The sequence below is a fragment of the Chryseobacterium capnotolerans genome (genome assembly GCF_021278965.1).
In the GTDB taxonomy this organism is placed as follows: domain Bacteria; phylum Bacteroidota; class Bacteroidia; order Flavobacteriales; family Weeksellaceae; genus Chryseobacterium; species Chryseobacterium capnotolerans.
This window is the reverse complement of record NZ_CP065589.1, coordinates 2,907,518-2,923,183: the sequence shown is the minus strand read 5'-3', so window position 1 is coordinate 2,923,183 and position 15,666 is coordinate 2,907,518. Positions and strand designations below refer to the sequence as shown.

Genomic DNA, 15,666 nt, shown 5'->3' with positions numbered 1-15,666 from the left:
CAATGACAAAGAAAATAAAAACAGCACTATCAGTTCTGATAGCAGCTTTTCCTGCGCTGTTTTTTTCACAACAGGTAAAACAGATGACCGCAGGTGAGGTGGCCGAATTAGCGGTCCAGAATCATCAGCAGTTGAAAGTTTCAGCTCAGAATATTGATATTGCCAAACAGAATATCAATGTGGCAAAGCTTCAGAAACTTCCAACCATCACGGCTTCTACAAGCCAATTCTATTTAGGAGATGCAGTAGCCATCGATAAAGACTTCTCTAATTCTACAAAAGTTCCAATGCCTCATTATGGAAGTTCGTATGCCGTTCAGGCAACACAACTGATCTTTAAAGGCGGATTGGTGAATAAATCCATTGAAATGGCAGGGCTTCGTGAGCAGCTTTCTGAACTGGATCTGGAAAAGAACAAGCAGGATGTGAAATTTTTAGTGATTTCAAACTATCTGGATGTTTATAAGATTATCAACCAAGAAGAGGTTTTTCAAAACAACAAAAAGTTAGCCCAGGAGCGCCTTAAAAACATTCAGAAGTTCTATCAGCAGGGGATGGTAACCAGAAACGAGGTGATTCGTGGTGAGCTTGCCCTTAAAAATCTTGATCAGGGAATTCTGACACTTTCAAACAATAAAAAAATCCTTAACTATAATTTAAATATTGCTTTAGGTTTATCTTCTGATACTGAAATTGTTCCTACTGAAAGCTTAGAGAACAAAGAATCAGGAATTGGGATGGATTATTATATGAGCCTTGCCCATGACAGCAATCCGGTGTTGAAATCTGCACAGAAAAACATTGCAGTAGCGGATAAAAATATTGAAATTATTAAAACCGATAATTCACCTACCGTGGCCGGATTCGGTGGATATACCTTACAAAGACCCATTACTACGAGAAATCCTGTCTTGGATATGTACTCAGGAGGTTGGCAGACAGGTGTTTCTCTTAGTTACAATATCGATACCCTGTATAAAACCAAAGAAAAGGTAAAACTAGGTGAAATGCAGAAGAATCAGGCGAATGATGCGATGACTTTGGTTCAGCAGAATGTAGATATGGGCGTGAATGCGGCGTATACCAAATACCAGGAAGCCATTCAGCAGGCAGATATTTTAAATGATTCCAAAAGATTAGCAGAGGAAAACTATAAAATTACCGAAGCCAAATATCTGAATCAATTGGCGGTACAGGCAGAAATGATCGATGCACAGAACCAGAAACTGCAATCAGAACTGGATTATGCCAATGCGGAGATCAATGTTTTGTATCAATATTATAACCTTTTGAAATCTACGGGAACACTTTAATTTTTAAAACTGAAAATCAACACAATGGAAAACAAGGAACAAACTACTCAAAATACAACACCTACTCCTGCAAGACCAGCGGTAGACAGCAAAAAAAAGCAGAACAAGAAAAATAAAATCAGAGCGATCATTTCCAATATCATCGTTTTTCTGGTGATCGGATTCGGACTATTCTGGCTGATCCGTGAATATTTCCACATCGGAAACAAAACCTATACGGAAGCGGCGCAGGTAGAAGAATTCATCAACCCGATCAATACAAGGGTTTCTGCTTATATCAAAGAAATTAAATTTATTGAGCACCAAAGAGTTAAAAAAGGTGATACACTGGTGATTTTGGATGAACGTGAAATCCTGACACAACTAGGACAGGCTGAAGCAGCTTACCAAAATGCAATAGCTCAAAAAAGTGCAACAAGCTCTTCGGTAAATACGGTTTCCAATAACGTCAATGTAATGGAATCCAATATTGCAGGCGCAAAAGCAAGACTTTGGAACGCTGAACAGAACCTGAACAGATACAAAAATCTTTTATCTGCAGAAGCGGTAACAAGACAACAATATGATCAGGTAAAAACAGAATATGATGCTCAAAAGGCTGCTTATGAGACATTAATCAATCAAAAGCAATCTGCCAATCTTTCTACTACAGAAGTAAAAAGCAGATTAGGAATCAATGATGCAGAGATCAAAAGAACGAAATCTGCTTTGGATATGGCCAGAATCAATCTTTCTTATACCGTAATTACAGCTCCCTACGATGGCGTAATGGGAAGAAGAACCATTTCTGAAGGACAGTTGATCCAACCAGGCCAGCAAGTGGCAACTATCGTATTGAACGGGCAGAAATGGGTAACTGCCAACTTCCTTGAAAGCCAGATGCCTAATATTAGAGTAGGAGAGAAGATGATGATGACGGCGGATGCTTTGGGCGGAAAACAATTTGAAGGAGTAGTAACTGCGGTATCAGCAGCTACGGGATCAAGATATTCAAACGTGCCAACAGATAACTCTACCGGAAACTTCATTAAGGTGCAGCAAAGAATCCCTGTAAGAATTGAGTTCACAGCTTCTAACAAAAAAGAAGACCTCAATAAGCTAAGTGCAGGTATGAATATGAATGTCAACATTAATAAAGACTAAAAGATATCAGAGGTCAGATTTCAGACTTGATATGTGGAATAAAGATTAAAGGCTGAATTGGTAAAGTCTGTTATCTGATATCTGTAATCTAATATCTAAAATATGTACAACAAAGGATTATATAACGACTGGGTTCCTAAGCCCGTACAACTTCTGCTGATTGTATTGCTGCTTGCTGTGGTAATGCCGCTCGGTGGGGTGTATACGGGAAATATCAGCTCTTTGGTAAGTGGTACCGGAGCGATGACAGAATATTTTATGTGGGCCAATTATGCGACCACAATCGGGATGGGAGCCTGTATGCCTGTAGTTCTCAGAATTAAAATGAGATTCAAGGTTAGGGACAAAATGGTACTTCTATTGGTACTATTAGGCTTGATGAGCTATATCAATGCGACGACATTAGAGCCTATGATCTTCGTATTTACTTCTTTGCTTATCGGATTCATGAAAATGATGGTAACCATAGAACTGTTTCTGCCATTGATGGTCATGATTGGAAACCGTGGAATATTTTATGGAGCATTTTATACATTTGTTCTGGTGATGAATCAGGTGGCGGTCTATTATGCCGCTGAGTTCTCACTACTATACAATTGGCAGCAATTCTATCTTTTTACTTCGGTCTTATGCTTTATTTTGGCATTGATACATTGGATTTTCATGCATAACAAATACTTTGCCCTGAAAGTTCCATTGCATTATATCGACTGGCTGAGTATCCTGCTTTTCATTTCAACCTTTATGTTTTCTGCGTACGTGTATGCATTCGGAAGACAGCAGGATTGGTTGAATTCAAAGAATATCATTAATGCGAGTATTGCAGCTTTTGTGAGTTTTGCATTGCTTTCTATTCGACAATTAACTTTAAAAAGACCTTATCTTTCATTTAAAATTTTCACAAAAAGTAATGTACAGAACGGTTTATTTATGCTGTTCTGGCTGGGAATGTTCTTAGGAACAGCTACCCTTCAGAATACTTTTGCCGTAGGAGTTTTAGGGTATGACCAATTGACTAATGCAAGACTGAGCATGTTTATGATTCCCGGAATTATTTTAGCTGGTGTGGTGGCTATATTTTGGTTTAAAAAAGAAAAACCATTGAAAATGTATATTTTTTCAGGGTTTGCAGGGATGATAGCTTATGCAATCATTATGTATTTTTCCATGGTACTGGAATTCAATTATGATAACTGGTATCTGCCTATGTTTTTAAAAGGCTATGGAATGTGTTCATTGTTTATTTCCGTATGGTTTTACACGCTGGATAAACTTGAAATGGATGAAATGCTGGCTGCTATCGGATTGGTATTGGTTTGGAGAACCTTCTTAGCGGTTGGTATTTTTTCAACCCTATATTCATGGTTACAGTACCGTTTCCAGGTTACAGCGATAGGAGATCTGGCTGTCTATATGGATGGAATGACTGTAAGTCCTCAGAATGTAATGGCTAATATGAAAACCATTCAGCTTAATGCGATTATTATAGCCACTAAAAAGATATTCGGATTTATCATTCTGATTGGCTTTGGGGTTATGATTTATGTATTTACACATCATTTCGGAGCCAAACGATTCCAGTATTTCAGATTTATCAGAGTACTTGGTGGTAAATCTGTTATTGCCAGAAGAAGACTTCGTGAACGTAAAAAATTATTAGAAGAAATAAAAGACGCAGCAGGGCCTGCGATGTAAAGATACCTTGTTTTTCACAGTAAGATCCTGGTCCTTCGTTGGGCTGGGATCTTATATTTTTGGGGATAACATGAGGGAAGCTGGAGGCTGGAAGAAGGGAGTTATGATAGACGGTTAAAGACTGTTGCTCAATGTAAGAGAATTATTGAAAAGTAGTTATCACTATTGATGGCATAAATAACTTCCTGTCCCCAGCTTCCACCTTCCATCCTTCTACTTTAAAATTCTGTAACCCATGTATTACACACAGCAATCTAAGACCCGTGGAACAATAACTTCCAGCCTCCTTTCTTCCATCTTCCAGCCTTTACCTCAAAAAGCGAAAAATTTCATCTTTTATTATTTTTATTAGTTCTAAATAAGATTTATCTTTGCCGGATTATAAAACTTTGATTTGAAGGAATGAAAAAGCAGTACGCATTCATAGGTCTATTAGCATCGGGATTGATGTTTTCCCAAACTGTTAAGGATTCTGTAGCCTCTAAAGGCATAGAAGATGTTGTTATCGTAGCATCAAGAAAACCTACCAAAATTTCTGAAATTCCCGGTACCGTTTGGGTAGTACAGAAAGAAAAAATACAGGAACAAGCCAAAAGTGGAGTTCCGATTAAAGAAATGTTATCCATTTTAATTCCAAGTATGGATATCGGACCACAAGGAAGAACAAACTATGGACAGAACATGAGAGGACGTTCTGCTCTGGTAATGATTGATGGAGTTTCTTTGAACAGTATCCGTGCGATCAGCCGCCAGCTGGATGCCATTGATCCGTTTAATATTGAAAGAATAGAAGTGCTTTCCGGAGCAAGCTCTATCTATGGTGGAAATGCAACAGGCGGGATCATTAATATCATTACAAAAACACCATCTAAAAAAGGAATAAGCGGTGAAACTGAATTGGGAGTACGTTCAGGTTTTATGGGAAAAGATGATCATGATTTCCGTGCTGCACAATCTATTTCAGGAAAAGGAGAGAAGTTCTTCGGTAGACTTGGAGTTGCTTACCAGCAAAATGGTGGAGTATACGGAGCAGATCAGAAGCAGCTTTTTACAGATATTACCCAAACCGATCTTCAGTATAACCAATCGATTGACATCTTGGCAACAGGAGGTTATCAGTTCAATAATAAACACAAAATAACAGCTTCCCTTCAATATTACAATTCAAAATTTAATGGAGACAGAAGTTTGTATTTAGGAGAAAACCTGGGGGCCTTTATAAAGAAAGACGGGAGTTTACTGGAAATGAGAGATGGTTTCTCTTCCGATAAAAATGTGGGAACAGAACGTTATATGGGAACAGTAGCTTATACAGGAAATAATATTCTTGGTGGGCAGGACCTATATGTTCAGTTGGCTACCCGTGCTGAAAAACTTGGGTTCTACCCATTCCCAGGAAATTTAAAGCTGGAAAAAACAACAATTCCTTATATGTCTTCTTCACAACAGGATACCTATTATTCAGGATTGAAGGCCTTGTTATCTAAATCATGGAGAGGGTTCAATGTAACCTATGGAGTAGATGTAGACTTTGAAAAATTTGAAGGAACCCAATCTGTTTATGATGTTGCTAAAACAATGTCAAGCGGAGGGCTTATCAATGAAACCATTTTTAGTCTTGGCAGGTATCCTACCAACCGCTCACAAAGTTATGCAGGATATGTTCAGGCAAAATATAATATTCTTCCAAAATTACAGCTTAACGGAGGGATTCGTTATCAGAATATAAAAGTAAAAGTAGATGATTTTGTGGGATCAGAGCAGCAGACTCAGATTTCGGCTGGATATGGGCAGTCAGCATCTGCGATTCCAGGTGGGGAAAGTTCTTATAATGTAACCTTGGCGAATGCAGGGTTGCTATATAAATTCAACGAGCATCATCAGGCTTGGGGGACATTCTCACAAGGAGTCAGTTTGGCAGACCCAGCTAAATATTATGGAATAGGAACTTATAAGTTAAATGGAACACATTGGGATGTTGTCTCCAGCATTAATGTTAAAGATCAACCCCTGCAAGCCATTAAAACCAATCAGTTTGAAGTAGGATACCGTATTAATAAAGGCGGCTTGAGAGCTCAGATTGCAGGGTTCTTAAGCAATTCAGATAAAACCGTTACCGTAGACAGAAAAACATTTCAGATTCTTGTGAATGATCTGAAATTAAGAAATATGGGAATAGAGGCCGAGATTTCTTATGCTATGAACAATGGCGTTTATTTTGGAGCAAGTGGATTATTAATCAAATCTGAGGTAGACAACAAAGGAGAGTGGCAGAAACAGGAAATTTACAATGCTTCCCCATCCAAATTGGTAACCTACATTGGATATAATGTGAAAAACTGGTCATTCAGATTCCAGTCTTTACAGAATTTCAAGCAGAAGGATGAACTTAAGAATGAGATTGAAGGATACAATACATCAGATCTTATGATAGGCTACAGATTCCATTTTGGTAAGCTGAACCTTGGAATTCAGAACCTGTTCAATACAGATTATCAAACCATCTGGAGCAAGCGTTCTCAGGTTTTATATTCAAGCTACGGAATACCTGCATTGTTTAATTATAAAGGAAGAGGCAGAACATTTAACCTGTCTTATACTTTTGAATTTTAAAAAATAAGATTAAGGTAATCATGCCTTAATCTGAATCAAATACTTTCTACAAATCCGGTTTCTGAAGTAGATGGGAAACCGGATTTTAACTTTAAAAATATTCAGTTATGGCTCAAATTTCAACAGGGCAATTCATTGCCGAAGTTACCAGAAAAGAATACATTACCGATCATTATATCAGAGTGTATCTGTATTCTCCTGAAGTCCATTTGTTTAAAAAATACGACGATAGGAGATAATAATAAAATTGCGATTCCTCCGGCGGGATTAAATGAAGTGCACTTTCCAACTATAGAAAATGATGAATGGGTATATCCGCCCAAGGAAGTGGCTCCATCTATCAGAACCTATACCCATAGAGGGATTGATCTGGAAAAAAATGAAGTGTTCATTGATTTTGTAGATCATGGAGACGGAGGTCCGGCCTCAAAATGGGTGCGGGAAGCAGAAGCAGGAACAAAACTTGGAGTAATGATGCGTCTGGATGGAAAAGAGCTGTATCCTGAAGCAGAATGGTATTTATTAGCAGGGGATGCTACGGCGATTCCTGTTTTGAGTGCTATTTTAGAAACCCTTCCGGAAACGGCAAAAGGAATTTGTATTATTGAAGTCCATGGAAAAGAAGATGAACAAATATTGGAAACCAAAGCTGATATTGAGTTTAAATGGCTCCATAATTCCCAACCGGAAATCAGTAGTGAAATTGCTGAGGAAGTAAAGAATATTGAAATTCCTGAAACATCAAAATTCGGATATGTAGCATGTGAATTCTCTAGTGTTAAAGAAATCCGTACTTATCTTCGAAAAGAGAAAAAGCTGGACATCCAAAGAACTCTATGCATTTTCTTACTGGAAAGCAGGGAAAGCCGAAAATGAATCACAGGTAGACAGACATGAAGAAAAAGATTCGATAGCATAGCCTGAGTTCTAATAAGGAAACTTGTTAATATTTTTAACTGGGATTGCAAAGTTTTTAATCAAACTTGAAAATATTTTCGTTCGCAAAGGCATTTCATTTAGCTAAGACATAAATAGTTTCATTGCTGAGAGAAACGCCTTTGCGATCTTAGAAAAAGAATGAGCATTTTCAAAACCTTGCAAACTATTGCGTTATAATAATACTCATATTGAAGATCTGAGAAAAAGTTATAACAAAAACAATGCAAACCTCGTAACCTGTAATTCGTCCCATGAATACGCGAACCTCAAACTTTGAACTTTACCCTCTGAAGCCGTATCTTTGCACTATGAAAGATTTAATGGGCAAAGCCATCTGGGATTATTATCATGATGAAAATCCTGAAGACCTGCAGACAGAAACGTCAATTTCTGAGTTGGATGAACTTCCTGTAGACTATCTATTCAGGGATTTTGAAGACATGAATGATATTGAACAGAAAGCTTTACAGCTTTCTAAGGGAAAAGTTTTGGATATTGGTGCTGGAGCCGGTTCTCATGCTTTGTATCTTCAGAACGAAGCAAATCTTGAGGTGACTGCTTTGGATATTTCTCCAAAATCCATTGAGGTTTGTCAATTAAGAGGAGTTAAAAAAGGCGTTTGTAAAAATATTCTTGACTTTTCAGGAGAAACATTCGACACTATTTTACTATTGATGAATGGGACCGGAATCTTTGAGGGATTATCCAAAATTGATATTTATCTTCAGAAATTAGGGACATTACTGAATGAAGATGGACAGATTCTGATCGACAGTACAGATATTCTCTATATGTTTGATCGTGATAAAGATGGTGGAGTATACATTCCCGCCGGAGGATATTATGGAGAACTGGAATATATCGTTCATTATAAAGGAGAATCTGAAAAACCAATCACATGGCTGTATCTTGATTTCAACACGTTGAAAAATGCTGCTGAGAACAATGGATTTAAGATCGAAAGGGTATTGAAGGATGAAGATTCTTATTTAGCAAAACTGACTAAAAAATAAAATATTTTTAACGAAATTCAATGGAAACGGGCTTCAGCCCGTTTTATTTTTTCATCCTTTCCATTGGCTTTAGCCAAAACTTATTTCGGAATGATCTGCGAAATCTGTGGAATCTGCGAGAGAATATAATCAACTATTCTGGTCCCAAAAAAAAGGCTGCTTCCTATAGAAACAGCCTTTATTCTTTATTGTAAGGATAATTTATCCGATCTCAATACCGTTTTCAACATTGCTGTCATCCGGTGTTACGAAAGATAATTTACCATCCGGTTTAGTCGTTAATAACAACATTCCCTGAGATTCAATTCCTCTGATCTTTCTTGGAGCAAGGTTTAATAGAATCATTACTTGTTTCCCAACTACTTCTTCAGGAGTAAAGCTTTCTGCAATTCCTGAAACCACAGTTCTTACATCTACTCCTGTATCTACGGTAAGTTTCAGTAATTTATCTGCTTTTTCTACTTTTTCAGCTTCTAAAATGGTAGCTGTTCTAAGATCTATTTTAGTAAAATCATCAAAAGTGATTTCTTCTTTCATTGGATTCGCGTTAGGGTTTGTTTTCTTATTGTTTTGTTTGGTGTCTTCAAGCTTCTGAATCTGAGCTTCAATTACATTATCTTCAATTTTTGAGAATAGAAGAGAGGCTTCGTTAATTTTGTGACCTGTTTCAATTAAAACAGATTGTGTTTCAACATCATTCCAGCTTTTCTTTTCAACATTGAACATATTCAGTAGCTTTTCAGAACTGAAAGGCATGAATGGTTCACATAGTTGTGCTAAAGCAACAGCAATCTGGGCCCCTACAAATAGAGACTGTGCTGCCTTCTCCGGATTATCTTTGATGGTTTTCCAAGGCTCTTCAGTCTGAAGATATTGATTTCCAAATCTGGCTAGATTCATTAATGCGGATAAAGCATTTCTGAATTCATAATTTTCAAGGAATCCTGAAATTTCTTTAGCTGCCTTATTGATTTCTTTCAGTTCAGGACTGTTTGTATCCCCCTGAGGAACAACTCCGTCATAATATTTATGAACTAGCACAGCAACTCTATTAATAAAGTTTCCGAAAATTCCTACCAGTTCAGAATTATTCTTTGTCTGAAAATCCTTCCATGTGAAGTTATTGTCCTTCGTTTCAGGAGCTGATGAAAGCAATGCATATCTTAAAACATCTTGCTGGCCAGGAAAATCCTCTACATATTCATGAGCCCATACTGCCCAGTTTCTTGAGGTTGAGATTTTATCGTTCTCCAGATTAAGGAATTCAAAAGCAGGTACATTTTTAGGCATGATATAATCACCGTGTGCCTTCATCATCGCTGGGAAGATGATACAGTGGAATACAATATTATCCTTTCCGATAAAGTGTACAAGGTCACTGTTTTCGCTTTGCCAGTAATCTTTCCAGTCTTTTCCGTTTTTTTCAGCCCATTCTTTAGTAAAAGAAATATATCCGATGGGAGCATCAAACCATACATAAAGAACTTTTCCTTCGGCATTAGGAAGTGGAACCGGAACACCCCAGTTCAGATCTCTTGTCATGGCACGAGGCTTTAACCCATCATTTAACCATGATTTAACCTGACCATATACGTTAGGCTTCCAGTCATCTTTATGGCCTTCAATGATCCATTCGTTTAAGAAATCTTCATATTCATTAAGAGGAAGATACCAGTTCTTCGTATCTTTAAGGATAGGAACGTTTCCACTAAGCATTGATTTCGGATTGATCAATTCAGATGGAGAAAGGGTAGAGCCACATTTCTCACACTGATCACCATAAGCATTCTCATTACCACAGTTCGGACATGTTCCTACAATATAACGGTCTGCAAGGAATTCTCCTGCCTGCTCATCAAAATATTGTTCAGAAACTTCTTCAGTGAATTTTCCTTTTTCATAAAGAACTTTGAAAAAATCCTGACTGGTTTCATAATGGTTTTGTGATGTTGTTCTGGAATATTCATCAAATGAAATTCCCAAATCAGCAAAAGACTTTTTAATAATCCCATGGTATTTGTCCACAATATCCTGAGGAGTAACTCCTTCTTTTTTAGCTCTTATGGTAATAGGAATGCCGTGCTCATCTGAACCACAGATAAACGCTACATCTTTTCCTAATCTTCTCTGAAATCTTGCGTAAACATCCGCAGGAATATAAACACCTGCCAAATGTCCTATATGAACCGGACCGTTTGCATAAGGCAAAGCTGCCGTAATCATCTTTCTGTTTGACATTTATAGTAAAGTTTTGACTGCAAAGATAAGGATTATCTCTTGAATACCGCTATTTGTGGTGTTATTATGAAGAATGTTGTGGTTTTAGGGAGTTGAATATGAAATTAAGTTAAACTAGTGTTTAACTTTTTGTTAACTCAAAACAAATGTTATGTATTGCATACTATCGTGTAAGATCTTGAAGTGTAAAATTTTAACTAAAAACGGTTTCGTAATATACATAATTTTTTCATAATTTATATTAAAATTATGATAATTCTATTTTTTTTTAAATTGCAACACTGGCTATGGGCCAGAAACAGGACTGAAAAACGAAACTATAAAAATAAAATTGTGAAGAATTTTACAACGGCATTAAAAATAGCGCCTGCTTTTTTACTGGCAAGTACAGTAATGCATGCGCAGACTAAGGACTCCGTTCCTCAGGAAAAGAAGATTGAAGAAGTTGTATTGATCGGGTATGGTAAACAGAAAAAATCTGACCTTACCGGTTCTATCACTTCCGTTACCGCAAAGGATTTTAACGGAGGAGCAACCTCTGCAGGACAGCTTATCCAGGGGAAAACACCGGGGGTACAGATTACCAATAACAGTGGAGCACCTGGTTCCGGTACAAAAATCAGAATCAGAGGAACGTCTTCTTTAAGTGGTGAAAACTCGCCATTAATTGTAATTGACGGAGTTCCTCAGGATTTCGTAGGAATGAATGGAGTTTCTGATCCATTATCCTTAATTAACCCCAATGATATTGAAACATTTGATATCCTTAAAGATGCTTCTGCTACTGCTATCTATGGTAATAGAGCTTCCAACGGTGTTATTCTCGTTACCACTAAGAAAGGAACAGCTGGAAGGTTTAAGCTAAACTTCTCAACAGTAACTTCTGTTTCTACTAAAATGGGGAAAGTAGATGTTTTAAATGCCCAGGAATTTAGAGACTTTGTTAATGGGAACCCATATGCATCTGCTAACTATAAAGGTAAGCTTGGAACTGCCAATACTGACTGGCAGGATCAAATTTATCAGGCAGCATGGGGTACCGATAATAACGTAGCCTTTTCAGGTGGTATTAAAGGTCTTCCATATCGTTTGTCATTAGGATATAACGAACAGAATGGGATTGTAAAATCAAATTCTTTCCGTAGAACTTCCGTAGGATTAAATGTAAACCCAAAATTTTTGGATAATCATCTATCAGTGAATGTAAATCTGAAAGGAACATTTACTGATAACAGATTTGTAGATGGCGAAGTAATCAAGGCAGCTACTTATTTTGATCCTACACAGCCGGTTTACTCAGGAAATTCTAATTATGGAGGCTACTATGAGTGGCTGGATTCGGGATCTGCAACAGGATATAATGTAAATGGTAATAAAAATCCACTTGGACTGATCAATGGTATCAGGGATATCTCTTCGGTAACCAGAGGATTAGGAAATATTCAATTAGATTATAAATTCCACTTTCTACCTGATCTTCATTTTAATGTAAATGCTGGATATGACTACACCAAAAGTGATGGACACAAAATTAAGGATGGTAACCTGAGAGCTGGTTTTGAAGATAAAGGAAGCTCAAATTTCTATTCAATGGAAAAGAAAAACAAGCTTTTGGAAACTTACTTTAATTATGTGAAAAATATTAATGCCATTAATACTGGTGTAGATATTACAGCTGGATATTCTTATCAGGATTTTAATATTTCAATTCCAGGAGCAATAACATATAGAGGAACAGGTATTAACTCTCAAGACCTTGATTTTAAAACCCGAAATACATTAATTTCATTCTATGGAAGAGCTATTTTTACAGTAGCAAACAAATATGTTATTTCAGGATCTATACGTAAAGATGGCTCATCAAGATTCTTTAACGGCACAAGAGATAATGTATGGGGAGTTTTCCCAGGAGTTTCTTTGGCATGGAAGCTTAATGAAGAAAACTTTATCAAAAATATATCTTCAATCAGTACATTAAAGCTGAGAGCAGGATGGGGTAAAACAGGACAGCAGGAATTGCCGGCACTTAACGGTAATAAACCTAATAATTATCCTGCTTTTGCAGCTTATAACCCAAGTTATCAGGGAGCAGGATATCAGTTCGGGAATGAATTCTATTTTATGTTCAGGCCGGCTAACTATAACCCGAATCTTACATGGGAAACAACTACTACTAAAAACCTAGGATTAGACTTTGGATTCAATAAAAACAGAATCACAGGATCAATTGATGTTTTCAGAAAAGATACAAAAGACCTTCTTGTATATGCTGATGAGCCGGCAGGTGGTTTAAGTAACGCAAGCTGGCAGAATGTTGGAGATATGAAAAATGAAGGGATTGAAGGAAGTATTACAGTAATTCCTGTTAAAAACCAAAATACAACATGGGAAGTAAGTTTTAATGCTACTCACTATAAACCGGTAATCACTAAGCTTAAAGATAGAGCTGATGAATCATTCAATATGGAAGTAGGAGGTATTGAAGGAGGTTCAGGAAACAGAATTCAGGCTCATGCGGTAGGATATGCTCCTAATTCATTCTGGGTATATCAACAAGTCTACGATACTAATGGAAAACCTGTGGATGGTGCTTTTGTGGATAGAAATGGAGACGGGATAATCAATACAAAAGATATGTATTATTACAAATCGACAACGCCTGATGCAATTTTAGGATTCTCTACTAAGGTTTCTCACAAAAACTGGGATTTTGCACTAAGTGCAAGAGCTGTATTAGGAAATTATGTATATAATAACGCCGCATCTAACAGTTCTCTGCAATCTGCATCTACAAATGAATACCTTCAAAATGTATTTGCAACAGCACCTCAGTATAGATTTGCAGTTCCTCAGTATAAATCGGATATTTATGTTGAGAATGCATCATTCCTGAGATTGGATAATATCAATGTTGGGTATAATTTCGGGGAGATTTTCACTAAAGGGAGTAACCTGAAAGTGTATGCAATGGCACAGAATGTCTTTGTAATTACTAAATATTCAGGTGTAGATCCTGAAGTTTTTGGTGGAATAGACAATGGTTACTATCAGATGCCTAGAATTTATTCTCTAGGCTTTAACTTCCAATTTTAAATAGAAATTCGATGAAACTAAATAGATTTAAACTTAAAAATATAGTATTGCCTCTTTCTGCAGTATTTTTATTAACGGCAACATCTTGTGTGAAAGATCTTGAAAGGGAACCTATTACTGATGTTACTTCAGCCAGTATTTATAAAGATTTTGCCAATTATAAAAATGTGCTGGCAAAACTTTACGGAGGTCTTGCCATGGGAGGCCAGATCAGTGGAGACGGAGATCAGCCTGATAGTGACATCAATGGGATCAATGGTGGATTTTCCCAATATACCAGACTAATGTACACATTGAATGTTGTTACAACCGATGAAGCTGTAATTGGCTGGAATGATGGAAACCTGCATACCCTTCATAAAATGACCTGGGATGCTTCCAATGAATTCATCGCAGCTATGTATTATAGAGTATATACGGAAATTGCTTTTTGTAATGAGTTCTTAAGAAATGTAACCGACGAGAAATTAGCTTCTAATAATATTACAGGAGATAATCTTACGCAGGCAAAACTAATGAGAGCAGAAGCACGTTTCCTTAGAGCGCAATCGTATTATCATGCGATAGATATGTTCGGAAATGTTCCTTTTGTGGATGAATCCTATTTGCCTGGCTCTAAAAATCCGCCACAAAGGATAGAAAGAAAAGCATTGTTCAACTATATTGAGTCTGAATTACTTGCTGTAGCAGGAGAATTAAAAGACCCTAAAACCAATGAGTACGGAAGAGCGGATAAAGCAGCCGTCTGGTCATTATTGGCAAAATTATATTTGAATGCTGAAGTATATACAGGAACACAAAGAAATACAGACTGTATTACGTATTGTAACAAAGTGATTGCAGCAGGGTATTCTTTAAAGCCAAAATATGATGATTTATTCCTCGCGGATAATAACATCAATAACCCGGAGCAAATTTTAAGTGTAAATTTTGATGGAATAAATACACAAACCAATGGTGGAACTACTTATCTGGTACATGCTGCAATAGGTGGAGAGATGAAAGCTGCTGACTTTGGAGTGAATGGAGGTTGGAGTGGCTTAAGAACTACAAAAGCTTTTGTAGGTTTATTCCCAACTAATGGAAGCGATAAAAGAGGAAGGTTCTTTACTTCAGGGCAAAATTTAGAAATTAACGATTTAGGATCATTCACAGATGGTTATGCATTCATTAAATTCAAGAATGTTAAAAGTAACGGATCTGTCGGAGCTCATACCAACTGGGTTGAGGCTGATATCCCGCTATACCGTCTGGCAGATATCTATCTGATGTATGCGGAATCGGTACTTAGAGGAGGAGCTGGTGGAAATCAGGCTACGGCAATAGGTTATATTAATCAGTTGAGAGAGCGTGCTTACGGTAATACAAATGGAGATGTATCTTCAATTAATCTCAACTTTATTTTAGATGAGAGAGGAAGAGAGATGTCTTGGGAAATGACGAGAAGAACTGATCTTATTCGTTTTAATAAATTTACTACAGGAGATTATCTGTGGCCATGGAAAGGAAATGTGAAAGAAGGTAAAGCAGTAGAGAATTACAGAAATCTTTTCCCAATCCCTGCAAAAGATATTGTAGCAAATCCTAACCTGATTCAGAATCCTGGATATTAATTTAAA

The 15,666-nt window shown here is 37.0% G+C and carries 9 protein-coding genes; 8 read left to right on the top strand and 1 reads right to left on the bottom strand.

Going from position 1 to position 15,666, the window contains the following annotated elements:
* Window positions 1–2: 2 nt before the first annotated feature.
* From H5J24_RS13955 to H5J24_RS13930, 6 genes are all read left to right on the top strand, one after another.
* Complete coding sequence (locus H5J24_RS13955; protein WP_068942628.1) at window positions 3–1,313, top strand: TolC family protein; 1,311 nt, start codon at window positions 3–5, stop codon at window positions 1,311–1,313.
* A gap of 24 nt (window positions 1,314–1,337) precedes the next feature.
* Window positions 1,338–2,456 (top strand): HlyD family secretion protein, encoded by a 1,119-nt coding sequence (locus H5J24_RS13950; protein WP_068942631.1) that lies wholly within the window; start codon window positions 1,338–1,340, stop codon window positions 2,454–2,456.
* Window positions 2,457–2,558: 102 nt separating this feature from the next.
* Entirely contained in the window at window positions 2,559–4,151 is a 1,593-nt protein-coding gene (locus H5J24_RS13945) for a transporter (RefSeq protein ID WP_068942633.1), read from the top strand.
* Between the two features lie 402 nt (window positions 4,152–4,553).
* Window positions 4,554–6,764 carry a TonB-dependent receptor gene (locus tag H5J24_RS13940; RefSeq protein ID WP_068942635.1) on the top strand — a complete coding sequence of 737 codons (2,211 nt, stop codon included), beginning with the start codon at window positions 4,554–4,556 and terminating at the stop codon, window positions 6,762–6,764.
* A 135-nt stretch (window positions 6,765–6,899) separates the two neighbouring features.
* Complete coding sequence (locus H5J24_RS13935; RefSeq protein ID WP_346729908.1) at window positions 6,900–7,640, top strand: siderophore-interacting protein; 741 nt, start codon at window positions 6,900–6,902, stop codon at window positions 7,638–7,640.
* 371 nt (window positions 7,641–8,011) lie between these two features.
* Window positions 8,012–8,716: a class I SAM-dependent methyltransferase gene (locus H5J24_RS13930; RefSeq protein ID WP_068942640.1), complete on the top strand. Its 705-nt coding sequence runs from the start codon at window positions 8,012–8,014 to the stop codon at window positions 8,714–8,716.
* A gap of 201 nt (window positions 8,717–8,917) precedes the next feature.
* On the opposite strand, the gene metG is transcribed toward H5J24_RS13930, so the two are convergent.
* Window positions 8,918–10,954 carry a methionine--tRNA ligase gene (metG, locus tag H5J24_RS13925; RefSeq protein ID WP_068942642.1) on the bottom strand — a complete coding sequence of 679 codons (2,037 nt, stop codon included), beginning with the start codon at window positions 10,952–10,954 and terminating at the stop codon, window positions 8,918–8,920.
* 333 nt (window positions 10,955–11,287) lie between these two features.
* Here metG and H5J24_RS13920 point away from each other — a divergent pair, with 333 nt between their 5' ends.
* Window positions 11,288–14,047: a SusC/RagA family TonB-linked outer membrane protein gene (locus H5J24_RS13920; RefSeq protein WP_068945033.1), complete on the top strand. Its 2,760-nt coding sequence runs from the start codon at window positions 11,288–11,290 to the stop codon at window positions 14,045–14,047.
* An 11-nt stretch (window positions 14,048–14,058) separates the two neighbouring features.
* Window positions 14,059–15,660: a RagB/SusD family nutrient uptake outer membrane protein gene (locus H5J24_RS13915; protein ID WP_068942644.1), complete on the top strand. Its 1,602-nt coding sequence runs from the start codon at window positions 14,059–14,061 to the stop codon at window positions 15,658–15,660.
* Window positions 15,661–15,666: the final 6 nt, after the last annotated feature.